Annotated in this window: 22 protein-coding genes; all 22 read right to left on the bottom strand. The window is 42.1% G+C overall.

What is annotated here, in order from left to right:
* Complete coding sequence (locus QQ055_RS05900; protein ID WP_284475423.1) at positions 1 to 1,167, bottom strand: glycosyltransferase; 1,167 nt, start codon at positions 1,165 to 1,167, stop codon at positions 1 to 3.
* A 5-nt stretch (positions 1,168 to 1,172) separates the two neighbouring features.
* Positions 1,173 to 2,966 (bottom strand): hypothetical protein, encoded by a 1,794-nt coding sequence (locus QQ055_RS05895; RefSeq protein WP_284475424.1) that lies wholly within the window; start codon positions 2,964 to 2,966, stop codon positions 1,173 to 1,175.
* Positions 2,959 to 3,654, bottom strand: coding sequence for a class I SAM-dependent methyltransferase (locus tag QQ055_RS05890; RefSeq protein WP_284475425.1), 696 nt, complete (start codon positions 3,652 to 3,654; stop codon positions 2,959 to 2,961). Before QQ055_RS05890 ends, QQ055_RS05895 begins: the two co-directional genes overlap by 8 nt.
* The gene (locus tag QQ055_RS05885; RefSeq protein WP_286004361.1) at positions 3,654 to 4,628 is read right to left on the bottom strand and encodes a lysylphosphatidylglycerol synthase transmembrane domain-containing protein; all 975 of its coding nucleotides are present in this window, start codon (positions 4,626 to 4,628) and stop codon (positions 3,654 to 3,656) included. Before QQ055_RS05885 ends, QQ055_RS05890 begins: the two co-directional genes overlap by 1 nt.
* Before the next feature lie 17 nt (positions 4,629 to 4,645).
* Positions 4,646 to 5,425, bottom strand: a complete 780-nt coding sequence (locus tag QQ055_RS05880) for a glycosyltransferase family 2 protein (protein WP_284475427.1) — start codon at positions 5,423 to 5,425, stop codon at positions 4,646 to 4,648.
* A 28-nt stretch (positions 5,426 to 5,453) separates the two neighbouring features.
* Entirely contained in the window at positions 5,454 to 6,680 is a 1,227-nt protein-coding gene (locus QQ055_RS05875) for a glycosyltransferase family 4 protein (RefSeq protein WP_284475428.1), read from the bottom strand.
* Positions 6,640 to 8,058, bottom strand: a complete 1,419-nt coding sequence (locus QQ055_RS05870) for a hypothetical protein (protein ID WP_283361895.1) — start codon at positions 8,056 to 8,058, stop codon at positions 6,640 to 6,642. The genes QQ055_RS05875 and QQ055_RS05870 overlap by 41 nt, the downstream gene beginning before the upstream one ends.
* Positions 8,055 to 9,059 carry a glycosyltransferase family 4 protein gene (locus tag QQ055_RS05865; RefSeq protein ID WP_284475429.1) on the bottom strand — a complete coding sequence of 335 codons (1,005 nt, stop codon included), beginning with the start codon at positions 9,057 to 9,059 and terminating at the stop codon, positions 8,055 to 8,057. Before QQ055_RS05865 ends, QQ055_RS05870 begins: the two co-directional genes overlap by 4 nt.
* 8 nt (positions 9,060 to 9,067) lie before the next feature.
* Positions 9,068 to 9,994: an FkbM family methyltransferase gene (locus tag QQ055_RS05860; protein ID WP_283361897.1), complete on the bottom strand. Its 927-nt coding sequence runs from the start codon at positions 9,992 to 9,994 to the stop codon at positions 9,068 to 9,070.
* A gap of 27 nt (positions 9,995 to 10,021) precedes the next feature.
* Entirely contained in the window at positions 10,022 to 11,230 is a 1,209-nt protein-coding gene (locus tag QQ055_RS05855) for a glycosyltransferase family 4 protein (protein WP_284475430.1), read from the bottom strand.
* Positions 11,227 to 12,294 carry a glycosyltransferase family 4 protein gene (locus QQ055_RS05850; protein ID WP_284475431.1) on the bottom strand — a complete coding sequence of 356 codons (1,068 nt, stop codon included), beginning with the start codon at positions 12,292 to 12,294 and terminating at the stop codon, positions 11,227 to 11,229. The genes QQ055_RS05855 and QQ055_RS05850 overlap by 4 nt, the downstream gene beginning before the upstream one ends.
* A gap of 10 nt (positions 12,295 to 12,304) precedes the next feature.
* Entirely contained in the window at positions 12,305 to 13,279 is a 975-nt protein-coding gene (locus tag QQ055_RS05845) for a glycosyltransferase family 2 protein (protein WP_284475432.1), read from the bottom strand.
* Positions 13,276 to 14,148, bottom strand: coding sequence for a glycosyltransferase family 2 protein (locus QQ055_RS05840; protein ID WP_284475433.1), 873 nt, complete (start codon positions 14,146 to 14,148; stop codon positions 13,276 to 13,278). Before QQ055_RS05840 ends, QQ055_RS05845 begins: the two co-directional genes overlap by 4 nt.
* A gap of 8 nt (positions 14,149 to 14,156) precedes the next feature.
* The gene (locus tag QQ055_RS05835) at positions 14,157 to 15,341 is read right to left on the bottom strand and encodes a glycosyltransferase family 4 protein (protein ID WP_284475434.1); all 1,185 of its coding nucleotides are present in this window, start codon (positions 15,339 to 15,341) and stop codon (positions 14,157 to 14,159) included.
* 8 nt (positions 15,342 to 15,349) lie between these two features.
* Positions 15,350 to 16,207, bottom strand: a complete 858-nt coding sequence (locus QQ055_RS05830; protein WP_284475435.1) for an FkbM family methyltransferase — start codon at positions 16,205 to 16,207, stop codon at positions 15,350 to 15,352.
* Between the two features lie 88 nt (positions 16,208 to 16,295).
* Positions 16,296 to 16,490, bottom strand: a complete 195-nt coding sequence (locus tag QQ055_RS05825; RefSeq protein ID WP_286004360.1) for an FkbM family methyltransferase — start codon at positions 16,488 to 16,490, stop codon at positions 16,296 to 16,298.
* Positions 16,487 to 17,146, bottom strand: a complete 660-nt coding sequence (locus QQ055_RS05820; RefSeq protein WP_286004359.1) for an FkbM family methyltransferase — start codon at positions 17,144 to 17,146, stop codon at positions 16,487 to 16,489. The genes QQ055_RS05825 and QQ055_RS05820 overlap by 4 nt, the downstream gene beginning before the upstream one ends.
* Positions 17,147 to 17,185: 39 nt before the next feature.
* Positions 17,186 to 18,277 carry a glycosyltransferase family 4 protein gene (locus tag QQ055_RS05815; protein ID WP_286004358.1) on the bottom strand — a complete coding sequence of 364 codons (1,092 nt, stop codon included), beginning with the start codon at positions 18,275 to 18,277 and terminating at the stop codon, positions 17,186 to 17,188.
* 11 nt (positions 18,278 to 18,288) lie between these two features.
* Positions 18,289 to 19,164, bottom strand: coding sequence for a hypothetical protein (locus QQ055_RS05810; RefSeq protein ID WP_284475438.1), 876 nt, complete (start codon positions 19,162 to 19,164; stop codon positions 18,289 to 18,291).
* A gap of 282 nt (positions 19,165 to 19,446) precedes the next feature.
* Positions 19,447 to 20,472, bottom strand: coding sequence for a glycosyltransferase family 2 protein (locus QQ055_RS05805; RefSeq protein ID WP_284475439.1), 1,026 nt, complete (start codon positions 20,470 to 20,472; stop codon positions 19,447 to 19,449).
* A 139-nt stretch (positions 20,473 to 20,611) separates the two neighbouring features.
* Entirely contained in the window at positions 20,612 to 21,556 is a 945-nt protein-coding gene (locus tag QQ055_RS05800) for a glycosyltransferase family 2 protein (RefSeq protein ID WP_284475440.1), read from the bottom strand.
* 142 nt (positions 21,557 to 21,698) lie between these two features.
* Positions 21,699 to 22,463 carry a cephalosporin hydroxylase family protein gene (locus QQ055_RS05795; RefSeq protein ID WP_284475441.1) on the bottom strand — a complete coding sequence of 255 codons (765 nt, stop codon included), beginning with the start codon at positions 22,461 to 22,463 and terminating at the stop codon, positions 21,699 to 21,701.
* Between the last annotated feature and the right edge of the window lies 1 nt (position 22,464).

Below are 22,464 nucleotides of genomic sequence, written 5' to 3'. Positions count from 1 at the left end.
TTAGGGGTAAGAAATAGCAGGAGAGAATAAGGCGGCAAGGGTTTGGACAAAGCGCTTAAACCCAAAGGTGTCAATAACGGCTTGGCGGAGGGCTTCTGGTTGATACATCAGGGGGTTATCGTAGGTACGGTTGAGGATGGCGATCGCGGTTTGAGCAATTTCTTCAACGCTGTTAGGATCGACTAAGGCTCCTAGTTTACCGCGACACAGGGCATCAATGGCCCCATCTTGGTTGCCCCCAAGGGTGGGTTTCCCACAGGCTAAGGCTTCTAGATAGACGATCCCAAAACCTTCTCCTTTGCTAGGCATGGCAAATAGATCGCAGAGGTTGTAATGGTCGCACAGTTCTTCATCGGGGATAAACCCGGCGAGGGTGACGTGGTTTTGGAGGTTGAGTTGTTGAATGAGGCGTTCGACGCGATCGCGGTCTTTGCCTTTCCCGACGATCAGATAATGGGCGTTGGGAATCTGTTGCAGGATGGTGGGTAAGGCTTCGATAATGCGATCGTAGCCTTTATATCGATCGGTTTCTGAGAGGCGTCCGACGGTGAGAATTAGGGGACGATCGGCATTCAGGTTGTAGCGTTCTAGAAGATAGGCCGGTTTGGGGCAAATTTGGAAGCGGCTTTCGTCAAAGGTATTGGGGAGGAGTCCAACTTTGTGTGGATCGAGGTTTTGTTCTTTGAGGAGGCGATCGCGGGTATATTCGCTAACAGCCAAGATGCGATCGGCATTGGCTAAGGCTTGTTGCAGGCGCGGCTGTTGGATATCCCAGGCTTCTACGCCATGCGCGATCGCCCAATAGGGAACCCCTGCAACCCGTTTGAGCCAATTGGCAGCTAGGGTAAAGTTAATGTGAGTTGCGATCGCCAGATCCGGTCGCTTTCCCACACCATATCCCAACAATTGGGTAGCAAATACCGGCGTTTGCATCAACTTCGGCCAGCCTCCCACAAAATGGAACTGGGTTTTATCCAAAAAAGTGAGATCCGGTGTGGCTTGTTTATCTAATTTGAGAAACACCTCATATTCGCTTTCAGGATAAAGTTCTTGTAAAGCCTGAAGCAGGAAGGCAGAATAAACCTGAATTCCTCCTTTAAAGCCAAAGATATTCGGGAACCAGAGGTGAAAACTGCGTAGTTCTTGAGAACCAGGAGACTTTAGCATAAAAATTACATTGTGTCTTGTCGAGAGTCCACTTGTAAATCGCTAAACCAAATATTAACCTCAGCATCCGGAATATCGGGTAAACGTATCCAAGATTCTGCTTGAGGAAAGCGAGACTGGATTCGCGACAGTTCTTGTTGCTCAAGCGTTTTTGCGATCGCAATAATAACTCTTAGGCTTTCAGATGTAGTTAAAGTTATATCGTCATTAATTGGAATGATATTGCAGCATCCGAAATCTCCCAGGGTTCGATTCACAATATCAACTCGTTCGGAAGAAATTTCTTCTTCAGAAATCGGTAGTTTCAAATAAACAATGTCTTTTGGAGAAGTAACTGTAGATTGAATTGTACCAAAAAAACCTTTACTGTTACTACTAGAAACATAGGGAGAGTATAAATCTTGAAAAGAAGTATAATTTAATTTAATGGCAACTTTCTTGGCAAAATAAGCAAGTGAATGAGAACCAATCAAAACATAGATAACAATTACAACTAATCCCAAACCATTAATTAATATATTTTTTCTGATCGATCGATATGAACTTGCAAACTGCAATTCTGTACATTTAATTAAAAGTAATAAGGTAAAAGTAAATACAGGAAACATGAAGCGAGTAATTTGAGAAATCAAAAAGTTATATCTAATCGTATAAGCTAAATAAGCTAATATAAGAAATGGTGTAAAGGTAACGCAAAGCCAAAGCAAAATTATTTTTTTAGAAAACTTTTTTTTAAAGTAAATAAAGTAGAGCGCTATTATGATAGTACCAACTATTCCTATCAATGCTTTGTTAAGTTCTACGGCATTCGCATCGGCTATATTAAAAAATTTGTAGAGACTTCCTCCTAGTAAATATTCAATATTATTAAATAAAGCCAATCCTGGAGAACCTAACAGGGAATAAAACAAACCGATTCCTTGAGTATTTGGAGAATTGAAACTAGCTGCTTCCATTTGAGAAACCGCGCTAGCAACACCCCCTAAAAATTTATGAATAATACTTAACAGTGCTGCTGGTACTAGAACACCCAAGCCAAAAAACGAAAATAAGATTAATCCATCTCTTCTCGAAGTTGATTTAGATGCTTGAAGACAAAAATAGACAAACACATAAAGGACAAAGCCCAAGACAATCAAAAATGCTGAATACTTAATCCAGTAAATTGACCCTAAAATTAAACCCATTAAAATCATTCTAGTAATCTGACTAGGATGAAGATTCCAAGGTTTTCGCCTCAAAGTAAAATTTTTTAAGACAATAAAGATAAACCAGGGCATTATTCCAAATGGTAATACATCCACATAAAAATGAATAGCTCCTCCTGTAGTAATCGCATATAAAGCTAAAATAATTGCAAAAATTGTTTGTGTTTTTATATTGATTTTGAGAAAGCGTGCAAGATTGAGCCAACCAACACAGCCCACCCCAAAAGACATATAAGCAATTAATCTAAGCATAGCAGCAATTGGTATTCCAATTGCCATAAATGGTAAAAATAAAAGAGTTATACCTGGCGACCACCAAGCTATCCAAGCATAACTGTTCTGAGAAATATTATTGGGATTGGGGTATGCAAAATAGTTGACGATGCGAGTTTCTCCATGTAAAAATTGAATGGCCGATTTCAATTGATAGGAAATATCAGGGGTAAATTCATAAGGAACAAAACTGCTAATTCCAAAAAACAAACCTGATAAAACAAAAAACACAAAATAAGGAAACAAATTCTTTCTATGTTCTTCTAAAATCCAATCACTCAAAACACGCTGATACTGATTCAAAAAAAAATCATTCATTGTTTTGAGGGCTGGCTACAGCAAACAAAGAGAGACCCAATGGTGGAGAAAATAGTCTTTCCAGAAAACTTAAAATTGGTACAAGAGTATTAAAAATACTGACCTGTTCTGAGGGCGGTGTTACCTTCTTAAGAAGTTTGCCATTCATCCACCAGCCTAAAACACCTACAAGGTTAAAATACCAAATCTTGGAAACATTTAAACCTGCCTGTTTAAATGTTCTTTTCAATGTTTTTCGGTTATAACGTCTGTAATGCCCAATTGCTTTATCCATTGGACTGTATAAACAGTTTAATGCTGGAACTTTAATAATAATCTTACCTCGCTCGCTTAAATAATGTCCTAACAGATGGAGCAACTCTACATCATTTTCAATATGCTCCAAAACATCAAACATAATAATTGTGTCAAATTTTCTTTCTAAACGAGTTTGAGTAATATCTACGTTAAGAATTTCTAATCCAGGCTGATGTTTAAGACGCTCTTTTGCCATGTTTACATACACTGGATTGATATCAACAGCAACAATACTATTGCAATTTTTTACTAGTATTTCGGTAAAATTGCCATTGCCACAACCCACTTCTAAAATTGATTCGCCTAATTCTGGGAGAACTTGTGAAATAATCCAATGATTATAAGCATCAGCAGCTTTTAAGTTTTCCAGCCAAAATGTTTGTGCATTCATTATTTAATCTTCTCTCCTGAGTTAAATAGAGTAAAAAGGTAAATTGTTAAACCACTTAAGGTTACACTTCCCATAATAAATATTTGGACAATTGTTGCTGCTGCAACTCCTTGCTCTGTACCATATCCAAATAAATTTAGAGCTAATCCATAGGCATATTGATAAGTTCCCACGTACCCTGGTGCAGAAGGTAATAACGTACTTAAACTAATAAAACCTAATACAGTCAACATGGATGACCAATGAAGAGAAACATCAATAGATTTTAAGATAGACCAGATTGAAATGCCTTCAAGCATCCAGACCAGAAGCGAAAGATAAATAATGCTGCTCAAGCTAAAAAAATTGATTTTCCTAACACTTTCTGTAAACATCTGGACTTTTTGGTGTAGAGTTGCAGAAAATTTAATAAGAAAACCGCGTCTGGCAATGACAGAGAGTATGATACTTAATATTAAGAGACCGACAAAGATAATCGAAGCCCCTAAAATAAGACTATTTACACCTTCATTCCTAGGAATAAAAAGACTTCCAACAAGAATACATAAAATAATTGTTAGACCATCTACAACGCGTTCTAAAAAAATCGAGCCAATGACTGTAGAACGAGGCATTTTATAGCTTTTTCCCGTAAAGTTTCCCCTAAATATTTCACCAAGGCGTGCTGGCAGGATACAGTTCATTGCATATCCAACTAATAATGCTTTTCCGGTTTCTTTGATAGATAAAAGCTTAATAGGTTTTAAAATAATTCGCCAACGATTGGTTCTGGCGAGTAAATCTAATGCATAAAAAGTCACTCCAGCAATCAACCAATTATAGCGAATATTAGTAAAAAGTAAACTAACCGTACTCCAATCCGTTTCTTGGTAAGTGAGCCACAAAAAGAAAAAGCCGATAGTTAAACCTACGAATGCTTGAATAATTTTTTTAACATGGCTCTTGGGAAATGTTTCTAATTGCATTTTAACCATTCACTAAATATTTTGAATTATAAAAATCTATATTTTAAAATATACCATAGAGCTTTAATTCCGTCCTTCCAATTAATTTTTTTTCCCTCAGAATAAGTTCGACCATAGTAAGAAATACCCACTTCATAGAGTCTCCACTTATACTTTGATATCAAGGCTTTGATGGTAAACTCTACTTCAAAACCAAAATCGTTGCAGTTTAAGTTCATGGCTTTCAGGACATCTTTATGGAACATTTTATAACATACTTCAATATCACTTAAGGTTGTATTACATAGAATGTTGATTAAATTAGAAATTACTTTGTTGCCTAGAAGATGATGAAAATATAATACACGATGGGGCATACCGTAGAAACGAGAGCCATAAACAATGTCAGCCCATCCATCTAAAAAAAGAGACCACATTCTTTCCCAGTCCCTAGGATCGTACTCCAGATCTGCATCTTGAATAACAATAATATCTCCACTTGCCTGTTGAAATCCTGTTCGTAAAGCTGCACCTTTTCCTTTATTATGAGTATGAAAAAGCACGCACAAATTGATTGACGATGTATTTATTGCTTCAGTTACATATTCAGAAATGCATTCAATCTGATGTTTTTCGTTAAGTCCAACCTTCACCAACTGATTTAAACCGAAATTTTTTGATAGCCAGTCTCTCGTTCCGTCGCTGGAGCAATCATCAACAATAATAATCTCTTTTTCAACATCTGATAAAACTTGGATAACCTTGGCTAAAATTAAAGGTAATGTGCTGAGTTCATTATAAACAGGAATAACAATTGATAGCTTCATAATTAAATCAATAATCTGTTTACATCTTTTACTTAGTCAAAGAATATACCATGCTCCGTAAATTCTGTCGATACAATTGCCAAGTGAGCTGTTCTGCTTTTTGGCGTGCGGCTTTTCCCATCAGAGCAAGTTCGCTGCGATGAGAGTAGCACCACTCTAGTTTTTCTTGTAAAATTTCCACATTCCGGATCGGGACAATAAAGCCTTCTGTGCTATCGGTAATCAAATCAGGCCCGGCAGTATTCGGTGTGGTAATAATGGGAATACCGCAAGCCATCGCTTCTAATAAAACCAATCCAAATCCTTCGACTAAAGAGGGAAAGACTAGAACATCTGCTGCACTATAGTAATCATTTAAGGCCGTATGGGGTACTGAGGGAATGTAGCGAAAACTGCCTGCATAACGGTCTAGCCAGCCAGGGGGATATTCATTAATTCCCACTAACCAAAGTTCTGCATTAGGTAGCTTGAGAGAATTCCAAGCTTCTAACAGGTAGTGAATGCCTTTGCGGGGTTCTAAACGTCCAACATAAATGGCACGAAAGCAAGAATCGGATTTGGGTTTGGGGTGAAAATACTCTAGAGGCGCGCCGTAGGGGATGACGCTAATTTTAGCAGCATCAACGCCAAAGGCTAAGAGCGATCGCTGGGTCACAGAAGAGGCGACAAAAATCCGATCCGCCAGTTGAACTTCCTTTTCCTTGCGTTCTAGCTTCCACTGGGGTTCCTTCGCCGCCTGTAACGATGGCGCAAGTTCGGGAAAGCGTTCTGCTTCCTCAGCTTGAATTTCCCGACTCATCCGGTAGAACATGATCGGTAAGTCGTACAGGCACAAAATACCAGCTTGTTTTGCAGCTTCAAAAGCACAAGCAGCCCCATCTTCGTAAGCATAAACTGCTCGCAAACCCTTAAGATGGGATTGAGCGACGTGTCGATCGAGGGATAGATAAATCCAGTCAGTTAACCGTTGGTTTGGAATGCCGAAACGTTTGTGAATCCCTGTTCGCATCAAGCCGACTCGCAAAATCTCCATCCAAGGATGCGTCCGCAAATTCACATTTTGGGGAGGTATCCAAGTTCGACGTTCTAGTTCTTGAGTCACAAATGCAGGCAAACGCTTAAAGCCTGGATTGGGAATATAAGCAATTGAAGTAATAATTTCATGCAATAAATTTGCTTCAGCTAAAGCCAGTGCTGCTTCGCGAGAGTTAGGATTACCCGTAGGGTGAATTAGGGAGATAGGAGCTTTCTTCATCAGTATAATTTTGCCAATCTTGCTGGTATTGACTCCAGTTTTCCACTTTTTCTAAATAAGGCAACAGAAAGATAAATCCACTGAGGAACCAATAATAAACAGAAAAGGTAATGTGGAAGACTAATTGACCGGGAATCCAGATGAGTTGAATGAGAAAAGCAACCAAAGCCAGTTCTCGGAGGAAAGGACGTTTGAGTTTAAAGATCAGAAAGAATAGAGAAAGCAAAATTCCAACTCTTAGTACATACCAAAAGGTAAATCCAATAGGACCAATTTCTAGCATAATTTTCCCCATTTCTGATTCAACAACCGGCGGAATTTCTCCATAGGGTAATCCTAAAATTGAGCGTAAAATTCCGGTTGCTTGGTGGGTAGATCCTGGCCCAAAGGCATCGAGTTCTTTATATTTGATATAGAAAAAAGGTTCGGCAAATACAAGGTAAATACGGTCGGCAACATCTCCACTATAAAGAATTCTATCTAAAATTCGATCGACTTCCGTTTGAAATCCATAAAATAGGGCAATTCCGCCAAACACAACTGGCGCAAAAGTCCACTTCAATAGACGAATTGCACTGGCAATTTGAGTCATAAATTTGAAGCTAAAGTAACCAATCAAGAATATGCCAATTGCAAAAATGGTGGTTCTCGATCCAGTTAAAAAAGCGTTAATGCTTGCTAGAATAAGTTCGGCGATTGTCATTTGCAGCCAAAAAACATTTTGTTTTTTGGTAAACAGCGCAATTAGCAAGCCAAAGCAAACAAACAAGTAAGGGACATAATTATTGATATAGGCAAAAGTTGAGGTAATTCTAGCTCTATTAGACAATCCAAATACTGCAATACCTGCTTCTACATCTTGACCTGGTGCATAAGCGTTAATGGGACTGTTTACCGGACTCATGTACTGAACGATACCTAAAATACCTACTGGGATAAGTAGGAGTAAGTGCGATCGCAAAAACTTATAGAAGTCTTCTTCTGTGGGAAATAGGCTGGGAAGCATCCACATCATTGGGGCATAATAGAGATAATTTTTCATTCCCCAAATGCCAACAATTGGAGAGCCTAAGCTAGTATTAAAGAGTTGAAATACACCCCAACCTAGGACGAGAAATATCAAAACATTAATAAAGCTTCGGTTGGGAGGTGCTTTTCGCCATAGAGCCGATAAAAAGTAATATTGAAAATAAGCGCCTAACAGCACGAAATCTTTTAAGAAATAGATTAATTCACTCGCTTGCGGCAATACCCATTTCCGTAGCGCGCCTTCCATTACCACTAGGAAGAAAACTGCTTTGACTGATTTGCGCCAGTCTAGACAGGAGACATAAAAAACTAAGAATACCGCACTAAAGGCTACGATCAATCTAATCATAAATGCTGGTTAATCGTTTCTAAATAAGCTTGAGATACGGCGGAACGGGTATGTTTGGCTAAATGCGCGATCGCACTTTGTCGATAACCTTCGAGTTGAGAGGGGTTTTGTAACAATTCTTTCAGGAGGGTAGCTAAGGCTTGGCTATCCCCGTTCGGAAATGTTACACCACATTTGCCAATGGCATCGGGGAGTCCGCCTTGGTTGGAACCGATGACGACACAGCCACAAGCAATCCCCTCTAACGCGACAATGCCAAAGGGTTCTGACCATCGGGAGGGAACTACCAGGATCTGGTGTTGGTTGAGGAGGGTGGCGAGTTCGCGATCGCGTTTTGTCCCCGCAAACTCCACCTGGTTCTCCAAATTCAACGCGCTGACCTGCTGGCGTAGATTGGCTTCCTCTGGGCCTGTACCAATAATCGTGAGGTGGGGGGTTAACCCTTCTTTTTGCAGGCTTCCCAAGGCTTCTAGAAGCAAATCCACGCCTTTATCCGATACCAAACGTCCTAGAAATACAAGTTCTCGATTTCGGGGAATCTCCGGCATTTCATAAAAAATATCCTCCCGATAGGGGTTAGGGATAACAGCGGAAGACACGGGTAAATGAGACGCAATACTTTGACTGGCTGAAATATTAATCGCTCTGCGCGTTACGCTGAGTTTCAATCGATCTTGCCATCCCTGCCGACCATCTAAGCGCTGATACCAACTTTGATGGGTCAGCACTAAGGGTTTGCGAACCCACAATAAGGGCCAAATTCCCTTGAGGCTAACATTTCCTTGAAAATAAATATCGCACCACTGCACAAGTTGTAATAATTTGGCGCGACTGGGTTGGCGAATTACCTCGAAGGGGAAAGCCGTCGCCTCTGTAGCCGTGGTTTGAGCCACAATTTTGACTTGATGTCCGGATTTGACAAACTGATCGGCCAGGATGGCGATGACCATTTCTAGGCCGCCAATGATGTCAAAGGTTGGACAATAAATGAGGATGTTCACGGGAAGGCTCAGACGGTTTGGGTTTTGAGAGATTTCCACCCTAAATGCTGCAAGCGTTGTTGGGTTCTTTGCGGAGCGAGCGTTGCGAGATAACTGGGGGGTTCCCAGAAGGGAGAATAAAAGGGGTGGTGGTTAAAAGATTGGCTGAGGACGGGTTTTAGGAAGCCTTTGTTGATTCTAAAAAGGGTATAGCGATGGTTTTCTAACAGTTCTGTGACGGGACTGGGATAAGCCTGATGATCTTCAAAGATAATATCGCGAATTTGGGATTGACTTAAAAGACGGCTGGCTCCTTTCAGGACGCTAATTTCATGTCCTTCAACATCTATCTTGGCAACGCCTATTTTTTGTGCGGAGTCAATTAAGGCATCGAGTTTTTGGAGTTGAACTGTGTACCCCTGTTTTTGAGCTTGTAAAGCCGTAGAGGTTGAAGAGTTCTCTGCTGCTAAAGAGGCTGTCCCGCGATTGCTTTCAAAATAACTGGTGGTTTCTAAAAAGCCTTCACCTGCGGCGTCAGATAAGGCTAGGGAATGCGGCTGGATCTGGTTCCATCCAGAGGTGGCTTGCCAATGCTGAATATTTTCAGCAAGTTCTTGATAAATTTCGGGATGGGGTTCAAAGCAAAGCACTTGACCTGTTTTACCGACCCGTTGAGCCATGATACTGGTCATGTAACCAATATTTGCGCCAATATCAAGGGTCGTTTCTCCTGGGTCGATTAGCCGCCAAAGCAGTTCTGTGACGCATAAATCGTAAACCCCCATTTTCCAAATCGCTAAACCTAAATCTTCGTTAGGACGAATTTTAATCTCAATTCCCCACGGAAGTTGCACGCGTTCAAAGGGTTGGGATGAGGTTCGTTGTAAAAACCGTTGATAGACCTGGGTGGGTCGAAAAATATATTCTGGTCGGTTCAGATAACTAATGAGTTTCATGGATGGCTTGAGCGATTTTATTTCTATCTATTTTGAGGGGTTGAGGTGTTTTTCAATCGCCAGGATTAAACCTTCAACGTTTTCGCGAGCCGACCAGGTTTCCATGCGCTTCTGAGCCATTTTTCCCATTTTGACGAGGCGATCGCGATCGCTCAAGAGTTCTTGGAGCAATTCCGCAAATTTTTCTACGTTACCACAGGGGTAAGCAAACCCGGTTTCTCCAGAAATGACGAGATCGTAGGTGGCACCAATGCGATCGCTGACCAATACCGGAATACCACAAATCATCGCTTCATTGACTGGCAAGCCATAGGGTTCGTGTTCGGAGGGAAACACCAGGAGATCGCTAGCGGCATAGGCTTCCGGCAAGCGAGAATATTTGATTAAACCGGGGAACTTCACCCGATCCGCGACGCCAAGCTGTTCGGCGGCGGCTTTGAGTTCGGCATCTAGGGGTCCAACCCCCACCATGACTAAATAGCTGTTGGGAACGTTGGCTTTGGCAAAGGCTTGAATGGCATCGAGGGGACGCTTGCGGGGGATAAATTTGGCGCAAAAGATGGCAACGACGGCATCTTCGGGTATTCCCCAGTCAGCGCGAATTTGTGCTTTATGGGTTTGCGCTGCTGTTAAGGCGATCCGTTCGTTATCGACGACGTAGGGGGTGAGGAAGATTTTCTCAGAAGCAACCCCTAAAGACTCTAAAAAGTGGCGGGAAGCCGAAGAGGGGACTAAAACGCCGTCGGCTACTTGGTTATACAGCGCGGGTAAAAATTGCCGCTTGAGGGGAATTTTCCAGTTTCCGCCTTCCGGCGCTTCTAGATAGGTGGCGTCGGTGGTGAGAAATAGTGGCTTACGGCTGAGTTTAGCGGCGGCGATCGCCATCCAGAAACTCACGAAGGCATGACCGTATACGACACAACAGTCGTATTCTGACATGAGTTTGACTAAACCGGGGTTAATTAACCCGTAGGGTTTGGTCAGGTTGGGTTTGGGGGAACGGTTGGGAATATAGCGCCAGGGATACCCCTCTAACCAGGGAATATCAAAGGCGGCTTGGGTGAGAAATTCCGAACTATGTTGCAGGGAGGAGGTATGGAGAGTTTGCGCTTCGGGAAGCGAACAGTAAGCGACGAGGATATCCAGTTGGGGATGTACCGCCATTAACCGTAAGGCGGCGGTGTTTTGGATCGGCTGGGAAGAAACGAGGAGAACGCGATGGCGGGGTTTATTCATGGGGTTAAGACCTGCAAAAACCGTTTGGCGATCGCATCATAGGAGAAATGCTCCTCATAGGCTTGCAAATTGCGTTGATGCAATTCTAACCGGAGTGCGTCATCGGTCAAGACCCGAATTAAGGCGTCTGCAAGTTGGGGTTTGTCGCCTTCGGGAACGAGAACGACACCCGTATCCGGGATAGGAGAACCCGTTTCTACGCCAGAGTAACCCACAATGGGAAGTCCGCAAGCAATAGCCGCGATCGCAGTGGTTCGTCGGGTGGAAATTTCGCCGCGAACGTATAGCAAAACATCTGAACTGGCAAGGGTTGCAGCAATTTCTTCAGGGGAAAGTAAACCGAGGGTGACGAGTTCGACGGAGGTATTTTTTAAGGCTTGTTGTAAATAGGGTTCGGCGTCTTTCGATCCTCTCCCCAAGGTGACGAGGCGGAGGTTGGGGAGTTTTTGGCTAGCTTGTTGTAAGGCGTAGGCGATCGCGTTAATCTCGTCTGGGGTAATCTCGTAGCTGGTGAGTCCAAACACTGCCACAGTTTTCCCTTCTCCCGGTTGAAAGCGGTGGGGTTGCGGCGGAATGTTGGAACCCACGGGGATAAACTCTAAGTTATCGCGATCGGTGGGTAGCCAAGGAACGCGATCGCGCGAGACATTGACAATAGCGCGATCGGCTAAACGAATAGCAGCTTGAATCACCGCGAGTTGTACATTCCGGCGGATCTGGTAAGTAAGTTTTTCCCCAGGATAGCCTTGCACTTCATGGAACATCACCGCTAACCGAACACCCCGCAGCCGCAACAGCAGCAGTACGAAGAGAAAGAAAACTGGTAAAGCTCGTTTAGACCAAGCCGAAGCGGTATATTGAGCGATAACCCATTCGTTTTTCCAAGGTTGGCTAGCTTGCCATAGCCAAAAGAGCGATCGCACTTTCCCCATTTCGTTCCAAGGTACCCAAATTAAGTCTAGATCGGCACCTTGTCGAGCCATTGCCTTAGCCAAACAGTCGCAATAGTCTGCTACACCATCAGCAGTTGATTGTCGTTGACCCAGTAGAGCGATATATTGCATAAAATTGAGTTCAACGCTTTTTCAGTTGTTTCAATTGTTTAATTAAACCCGTGGGAAGCGTCCGGTTTAATACGGTGTACCGCTTGATGACTCGCCAATAGTCGGGATGAAAATGATTGGCGTTTTTCAGGAGAGCCAGCCACAAGCTCAGAATATCATTGAGCGATTTCTGATTTTGCTGTTCTTTAACTGCCAGCTTTAAGACTTCGGTTTTTAGAGCGTATAGCGTTTTGATTTCGGCTGTTATATCCTGCGCTTGAATATCTTCTAAAATCGCTTCCATACAAGCAATCTGATTTTTCATTCTCAGAATATCGGTTTCTACATTGACGTGAGTGGTATTTTTCCCATGAATTCGATAGATAGAAAGGGGTTCTTCGATAAAGTACGAATTACCTTGACTGAGGGTCAGTAACGCCAGATATTCATCTACAAATATTCCCGATTGAGGAGGTATTTTTAAGGACTTCAAAAAGTCCGTCTTTGCCGCAAACGTGGAGCCACCACCAAATAAAATACGACGGCGATAGAAATATGAAAGTAAAAATTGACCCTGATGTTTTTTGCCTAAAATTGCTTGCGGCACATCTTCAATAAACTTGCGATTTTCAGTCACATCCCAGTACAGCGCCGGGTGAGCAACATGTAAAATATCGGGGTTATGCTCAAAAATATCAACGACTCTTTCTAACTTTTCGGGAAGAAATAAATCATCCGCATCAAGGTTAAACAAGTATTTTCCTGTTGCTTTCTCGATCCCGACTTGAGTCGCAACCGCTTTACCCGCATTTGCTTGGCGGATGTAGTGAATGCGATCGCGATACGGCTGAACCCTAATTTCAGGATCATCCGTTGAACCATCATCAATGACAATCACTTCTAGGCGATCGCGAGGAAAAGCACAGCCAAAGACACTTTCTAATGCTTCAACCAGAAAGTGTCCGTAATTGTAGGTGGGGATAATAACGCTAACTAAAGGATTCATATCATTTGGTCATATTTACCATCTTGGAAAAGTTGACCATACTTGTTTCCTAATTTCCAAGTTTCCCAAAAATCTTCTAAACCAAAGTAGCTATTATTGATGTTCAGAGAGGTTTGCAAAGCTTTGCTCAAAAAGTAAATTAGACATTCCAAAGTTTTCCATCGATCTCTAAAATAGCAAGCATAAGTTAAATAGGCACCGATAAATTGACTTTTTTGGACTATTTCAGGTTCATGATAAGCGCCGCAATGGTGGATAATATAAGTATCTGGACAATAACGAATGCGATAACCAAGCGCTTTTAATCTCGCCCCAAATTCTAATTCTCCCGCATAAATCAAGCCTTCTAAAAAGCGATGTTTGTTGAAAATTTCTCGCGGATAAATCGCCGCCCCATCACTAATCGCAAAGCAGTCATCTGGGTTTGCTAAAGGTTTGCGAAACCCTCTCGGCTGCAATTCTCCCGGTAAATGAATAATGGATTCTGCGGTAGGATGTTCGTGATATTCTGCCAACACCCAAACGCTTTTAGGGTCAGATTCTACCGCTTTCTGGATCTTTTCAAAATGGTCTGGGGGAAACTCGTGATCGTCATCCATCGTCCGAACATGAGTCCCTTGACACGCCAGATGCGCGTGGTTGCGGTTCGCTTGCATTCCCCGTCGGGGACCTCGTAAATAGCGACATTGCCAATGATTTGCGATCGCTTCAAGTTGAGGTGCGAATTCCGGATCGGAGTCATCAGAAACAACGATCTCAAAAGGCTGAACGGTTTGCGATCGCACGCTTGCCAGACATTGATTGAGAGATTCTGGTCGATTCCTGGCAATTAACGCCACGCTAATACGAATATCTGCTGATGAACCCATCGCTTTACTCAATGAACTAGACTCGCGTTGAGACGTTCCAACTCCTGAGAATACACATCTAAATGGTCTTTCGCAATTCTTGACCAAGAAAAAGTTTCAGCCACCACTCCACAGCGTTCGGAAAGCTGGCTGTAAGCGATTTCATCGAGTTGTAAGATTTGTACCAGTTTGGCGGTAAACGCCTCTACATTACCCACAGGCACCATTAAAGCAGCATCTAACGGTTTTAACATCGCTCTGGGTCCTGGAATATCATAGGCGACGCTAGGCAGCCCACAAGCGAGTTTTTCTAGTACCCCAAAGCCGAACCCTTCCATATAACTGGGAAAAGCGCCGACGGTTGCGCCTGATAAGAGCTTGGGTAACTCATCGCTATCGTAACTGGGAATCACCTCAATCCCCTGGCTATTGGGCAGATTCAGGTCTTGGAGGACTACCTCTTCGCTCACCCCTGTCCCCAAAAAGAGAAATTTAGTGTCTGGAAGTTTCGCCCGTACTCCTTGAATAATAGCCCCCCAGTCTCGCGAACCTTTGCGGTTGCACCAGTAACCAATAAAAGCAACTTGTTGGTGTTCCAATCGCTGAGTCACGGGTTGAATGGCTTGAACAAATGCAGCTTGGCGTTTTTGAGTTAAGCCAAACGGAAAGGCTTGGCACTTATGACCTAACCCCCAATGTTGCTGAAGATAAATTTTTTCGTCTTCGTTAGGAACATTAATTAAATCGCAAGCCTGCAAGCTTTGCAGATAAGAGGGCTGCTCTCGCTGTTGCTGAAAAGCACGAATTAAGCGCCCTATCGGATTTCCCCGTTTCTGTTGCGGCCACTGTTTTTTCTCAAACTCTAAAAACTCTTGTAAAAAAGCAAACAAACCCACTGAACGGGCAACTAATAACCCTTGAATCCCCAATTCTTGTTTAGAAAAGGGAAGGTTTCCTTGGTGCGCGTCGATAATATCAAAGCGATGGGCATTAGCTTGAACGTATTGTTTAGCTTTTGTAGAAAAGCTAGGAAGTAACAGCGATGCAATCCGGGAGTTTGAGGGTTGAGGAAAGGCGTCTAAGCAATCAAATTTTTCAACATGGTGTCCCATCGCTTGAAACTCATCAGCGAGTTCAAGCTGAACTCTAGGGCCGCCTAGGTTGCGGTTCCAAGGCATATGTAACACCATTAGAATTTTTAAGGGGCGATTCATATTCGGTCTTACCTTAACTCGTATCCTGTGACTGAACCGGATAGGATTTTGGTATAACCGAGGCTTTCTAAGAATTGCGCGATCGCTCTTTCTCCTTCAGCATGAACGGAAAACTCGGAAGTGGCTGCGGTTTCCCAGAATACGGTTTGAATACGCTTGGCTTCAAATAAGGGTTTGCAGGTTTCTAAAATTTTGATGTCGTAGCCTTCTGCATCGATTTTGAGAACGCTAATTCGCTCCTCGTTATACTTCGCCAGCAAAGAGTTTAAGGTCAGCATTGGCACCTGGCGGGTATTAGCTTGCGTATCGCTAGAGACAACGCGACTCAGCATGGTAGGATCGCCGCAGGTATCGAGTAAAGCAACGCCATCATAATCGCCCATACAGCCCGCAAAGATATGGTGTCGATTCGGGTAGGGACTCAGATTTTCCTGGAGAAGGTTGACGTACTCTGTTACGGGTTCAACTGCGATCGCGCGATTCTTAGGATTCTGCAACCAGAGAACGGAATAGTAGCCGTAGTTTGCACCAATATCCACTAACAGTCCTTCTCGCTGTTTGCTCAAAATTTCTTGGGTTAACGCCTCTTCAAAATATCCAGAAATGCTAAAAAATCGACTGCTTAAGCATTTGGGATTGACTTTAACTTTGACATCTGAAAACTGTCGCGGCGATCCATAAAGCCAATGCCTTTCAGATACACTTTCCACCGAAAATTCTTCCAGACAAACCCACGTTAAGGGAAAGGCATAAGCATGGGGCAATCGACGAATTAGCGTTTTTGCCGTTGTCAAAGCTCGCTCGTTTCCTAAAGTGGTTTTGAGTAAACCTAGTCCAGATTTGATGATTTCTTGTTTGGCATTCATGCGTTTTCAATACAGCTTTGATATCGTTGATTAAAAGCGTTATTAAGTTTCGGACTTACGAACAAGTAGTTAGCAAATTGACCTTTTTTTACCGATGAATATTGATCAACTTATTTCTCATCTCGTCAATCATCCAACACTGATATTGGTGAGATTGTAGGATTATTTGAGCATCGCTTCCAGCTTCTTGTTCTAAAATTACATACTGAATTCGCTGTTCTTTGAATAAATCATTTGCTCCTTGAATGACTTCTAATTCTGCTCTTTCCACATCAATTTTCACGACTTTGGCAAAATCGATGTTTTGTTCTTGGAAAAATCAGTCAGGGTAATGGTCTCAACTATACCTACTCGTTCTGCACTGACATGAACGCCGTGATTGACTAAGGAAGAGTGACCCGAATTTTTAATATCTTCTGAAAGATAAAACTTGAGTTTTTCTCCCGAATTTTTATAAACGGCTCTGCCATCAAGTAGCAAGCGATCGCCATAGTCATTGAGTAGCAGAGAGTCTTTTAACATTTGCCCTAAGTCTAGCTGCGGTTCAAATGCTACAACCTTGCCATTCTTCCCCACTAAACTTGCTATTAAAAAAGTATAACTTCCTTGATTCGCTCCAATATCAATGCAAGTATCTCCAGGGTGAATTAGTTCGGAGACTAATTGAGCAGAAAAGGGTTCGTTATGCTCGCCGAAGAAATATAAACTAGTGCCTAAAAACTCCGAAATATTCACCCAGAGTTTATAGGTTCCTAAGTTAGCAATTCTCAATTCGGGTTCTTCTAAAGCCCCTAAACACGCAAAAGCAATCGCTCCCACCTTCAAGCTCTTGCGAGTAAACGGGTTAGCACATAATAAACATAAAATTCGTTCAAAACGGGGTTTACCCAAAATGGTTAAAGCTAAATTATGGGTTAGGGTTCGCTTCAGAGATTGCATAGACTCAAGTGCGATCGCGCTTATCTAAAATGGGTACAGTCAGGTTTTAGCGTAAACTTTCAAGAGTTCTTGAGCAATAGACGACCAACTAAAGTTTTCCATCCATTGACAACACCAAACTTGATAATTTACGAGTTCTGTAGGAGAAAGATCCAGAAAATGCTGCAAAGCAGATGCGATCGCCTCTGCTGAATTCTCCGGTACGACGAAACCCGTCTTTCCTGGATCGACAAATTCCGCCATTGCTCCTGCCTCGCTACAAATAACGGGAGTACCGCACGCTTGAGATTCTAGCAGGGTAAAGCCCATGAGTTCGGGAATGGGGGTGTAATTACCATAGCAGTCGGTATGCACTGAGGGTAAAACCGTGACGGTTGCTGTGCGATACTCCTGTAAGAGGCGCTCGTCATCGGCATCGTGAATAAAGTCTACAGGCAACCCCTCGGCGAGTTGTTGTAAATGTTGATAAAATTCTTGATGGTAAGCTCGCCCAACGATCGCCAGTCGATAATCGGGGCGAGCCAGCAAGCGAAATGCTTCTACCAGGTAGTTCACGCCTTTATGGGGTAGAATTCGCCCCACAAACAAAATCTTCTTCTCTTTGGACTGGCGACTATCGGGGGAGAAGCGTTGCGTATCCACTCCCCCTTTGAGAACAATTGCCTTTTTTTGGAGTTCGACTGGCAAGCGATCGTAGGTAAACTGAGATTGGGCGATCGCGTGATGGTAGCCGCGAAATACGGGGAGCTTGTGGCTTAAAATGGGGGCGCTTCCTCCGCCGTGATCGGTGACAAATACGCGCTTACCGGATAGGCTGGCTGCGATCGCTGCTAAATCTGAAACTAAACTATAAATTGAGTGAATGTGGACTGCATCTGCCGCAAGCACTTCTTTCAAATAGCCTAGCTTAGGAATTTCCACTTGTCCCCCACCGGGAGATAAGCGTTGAGCAGGATAAATTTTAATGTCTAAGTTACCTTGACGATAGCTACGCTGTTCTTTGGAAAAGCTAACAAGGGTTGTGGGAACCCATGCTGCTAGCGCTGTCGCTAATTCTGTCGGATAGCGCTCTCCACCGCCAATAAAAGAAGTCTCATCAAAGTAAGTTGGGCTAATGTGAACGACTTTCATCAGGTCACGCCCTACAGAACCGATCTTAACTGTTTCCAAGAAGAAATTTGAGTGTCTACCCAACTCATATATCCTGCCGTTCCCGCAAAATGCAAGAAATAGTTATTAATAAATGCTGTATTCAAACAGGCTTCTGTAATTTTTTGAGGTGGCATTAAGGCGCTTCCCCGCGTTAACCGCTTCCAAGCTCGAACCAAGCGCGGTTCAACCCCCGCTGGAGGTAACAAAAAGGGATAATCTCTCAGCATACACTCAATCCATAAGCGATTAAAGCGATAATCGATCCAATGAATGCAATCTGCTTTGAGAAGCTCGTACGATAAGCTTTCTAACTCTACATGAACCCCCACATCTGCCTCATAGTGATGATAGTAATTTTCTAGCAATTCCCGATGGTAAGGTGGCGAAAAAACCATCACCCCCGTCTGGACAACGCGGTCGAAGGTATCGGGCAATCCCCCTTGACGGTACAATGACTTAGCATCCTGAAAAGACCATTGCCAAAACTCAACCGCCCGATCCATAAGCTGTTGATTATTTTCTGGAAATCGTTCTGTGAGTGGTTCTGCGAACTGATCGACGGCCCCAATCTTATCCTCTGGAACCCCTTCCACAATACAGGGAGAGTGAGGATTAATCAAAATGTCAGAGTCAATCCAGACAGCGCGATCGTAATCTTTAACTTGAGGATGACTGAGAATTAAGGCTTTTTGCCAGTTGATTGGACGTTTTGTGGCTCGCTCGGAAAGGTCAATTGGGGTATCAATAATAACTAGATCGTAACCCTGTTTGTCCGCGTATTGTTGCCAGTTTTTCAAACACAGCTTGAAAAAGCGATCGCGATAGAGTTCGCCAACCACAAGAGTCACCAGAGCTTTCTTCAGCATAAGCTTAAACCCTGATAAGGCTTTAAGCTTTTCCGCAGGTCGGGTTCCAAACCTTCCAAAATCGCTTTCACTTTAATCTCCATTTTATTAAAAATTTAGTTTCTAACGAAAATCTATAATTGAATGTATTAAAAATCCATACTAAACCAGAATAAGATACAAGCAAAACAGCCAATAAATCTGTTCTCAAACTTCTAATAATTATCGGTCTAGATCCGGATTTTTGCTGATAATTCAGTCTAAGGTTTTAGATGAATTCTTTTCCTCATTAGAAAAATTCTATTACAAAAATTGCTTCAGCTTTTTGACAAAAGTTATGCCTAACAAAGAGACAAAATATTTAGCATAAAGCTCACTATCTCTCAGTCGAAGTCCAGATCTAGAAATTAAATCTACCACCCCCTCACGAAACTGAGCAAAGCGATAGTTTGCAAAGTTATCTAAGTACAGCCCTCGACTACATTCTAGTGCTTTTTTTCTAACTCCGGGCAACAATACCTCGGACGCTTCATAGGCCATTTTGTAGATAATTGCTAACTCTTTAGCAACTAACCGATAATCTTGAGTCGATCCTTTAGAGGTCTGATGAATTCTAAAATATGAATTAACTCCTGGAATGAACTGAAATTGTTTTTGCTCTAAGAGCAAGCGCCAGAAAAGTTCATAGTCCATAAAATGACTAAAATTACTGCTTACAAAATTCTCTAATTGAAAATTTTTTCTCTTAAAGAAGCAAGATTGATTAACAATATGAAACCACGGCAAAATTGATTCAACATTTAACTCTGTTACTTCTAAATATTGAATCAGTTTATACTGAGAATCAATAACATTTGCTGCTCCATAGAAAACATCAGCATCCAGATTTTCTCTGGTAGCCAGGGCAATTTTAATGAATACATCAGGAGCATAATAGTCATCCGAGTTTTGCCAAGCAATTAATTCTCCTGTTGTTTTATGAAACCCTTTGTTAATTGCATCCGATTGCCCTGCATCGGGTTCGCTAACCCAATAGCTAAAATAAGGTTCGTACCTTTTTAGGATCTCGATTGTATTGTCAGTGCTACCACCATCAATCAAAATATATTCAAGATTCGGATAACCTTGCAGTAAAATGGAGCGAATTGTTTCCTCGATAAATTGACCTTGGTTATAACTGGGGGTAATAATGCTAATGCGGGGCCATTCCAATCCATCAGGCATTCGATCGGGTATGGGCGAGCTTTCCTCTGTCCAAGGCCATCCCTGTTTTTCAGATGATGGTGGAGGTAAGTCTTTCAGGGTTAAACCAGTACGAACAATAGACAATGTAGTTTCTAAGCTAACTCAGTATTTCTAGTTTACAGCGTTTGTTCGGTCTTTACTATCTGCCGAGATGCCTAAAGGATCGATCTCTATCTAATCATCCACAATTTATCAATTTTGTCAAGACACTTTATTTAATGATTCAAGCTTTTTTAAATTGCCAGCCCAAAAATCCTAAAATATTGAGAATGATGGGTTTAATTAAATAATTACGAGTACCTAGCCAACCTTCTAAGAAAACAGAAGCACCATACTGGCAAATCACTAAGCCATAAAGCGGTAGCTGTTCCAGGCTTGACAGGTGAGACTCACTTAAGATTGCCAAAAGTCGATTTCTCAGTTTTGACCTTAAAATGAAGTTCTTCCAAGGCGTTAGTCTTTGAGCTTCCGAGTAACCCATGCCTTCATGAAAGCGATAAAGCTTGAGAGGTTGAGGAATTGCGACAATTTTGCCAAATGTTGCTAACTTAGCAAGATAGGGGTATTCCCAACCTAGTGTAAATCCATAACATTCAATTGACCACCGCTCAAAGAACTTCTTGGCAAATTCAGTGCGACCTAAACCATATACTGCAAAATTAACTTCCATATTTCTTGGCAGAAATTCAAAGAGCGATCGCCGTACTTCCAACCAGTCATTTTCTGGGTAGAGCGTTGGGATGGTTTGTATACTAATTAAGCTACCCTCAGCATCAATTAACTTGACATCTGAGGTGGATAATATGATTGTTGAATCTTCTACCAACTTTTCAATTAGCTTTTCAATTAGCTCTGGTTCGCACAGATCGTCATCAGCCAACCACATAAAAAATTCACCTGTGGCTTGATGTAAAACATACTCAAAGTTTTTTGACGATCCTAAATTAATGGGCTGCCGAATGTAAGTGAAGCGCGGATCTTTCTGGCTAAGTTCGCGGCAATAGGATTCAGTTCCGTCAGTTGAACCATTATCAGAAATAATGATTTCTAGATTTTTGTAAGATTGATTTAAAACACTTTCTACCGTACTTTTCAGAAGTTTCTCCCGGTTGTAAGTTGGAATACCTACACTAACCAAAGGGAAATTTTCAGACACGCGATCGCCCATTTACTCAAGCTCTCATTAAATCTGGCAATAATGACTGTGGAAGTTCTGGCATACGGAGAATATTAAAACTTAAAACTCAGCAATCGTTCAAGATGAGCAAGTTTTGACCAACATTCTCCTTAAAAAATATCTGCTGAACGCGTTATTGACGCCTTAACCAGGCTCCTGGCCAATACGTTATGTTTTCTGTCAGTTCGCTTTCACTAAATGGCCATTGGGGTTGTTTGAGTACAAATTCAGGATGTTTAGCTGCAAATTCCTTCGCTGCTGCTGTGGGATGATCCCATTTCCATTCAGGCTTTCCATTTGGCACATCAAATAAATCTTTCATGATGCCATCTGTTGCGACAATATAAGATCCATGTGTAACTAAATCATGATAAGCTTCTAACTCATTTGTGACATGTTGTTTAGTATGACAAGAATCTAAAAGAACCAAGACTGTTTCGCCCGATTGAATCAAATTTTTGACCTGAGATACAACTTGAGAATCAGTTGAGCTTCCTTCAATCAAGGTAATAAACGAAGCAAGCTCGTGACGTTCTAGAGCTTGTCGGTTGTGGGGTTTAATTTCAATATCAATACCGATAACTCTTCCCCGACTCATAGCCTTACAAAGGCTAGCATAATAAATCAGGGAACCCCCATGTGCTATTCCTGTCTCAACAATAACATCAGGTTTAACTTCAGAGATAACTTCTTGAATTCTAATTAGATCTTCTGGCAGTTGAATTATGGGTCTTCCCATCCAGCTAAAATTGTAAGGATATTTTTGGTTCCATCCTAATTTTACCCACTGTTTTGAAATAATTTCAAATGCTTCTTTGGTGTAAAGATCTATAACCTTTTCTTGCTCGTTTACGATACAAGTTAGAGTATGCAGTTCGCTGTCAATGATGATTTTCATA

This window comes from Geitlerinema calcuttense NRMC-F 0142 (genome assembly GCF_030285425.1).
Note: the sequence above shows the minus strand (reverse complement) of the source record. Positions and strands in the feature narration are given on the sequence as shown.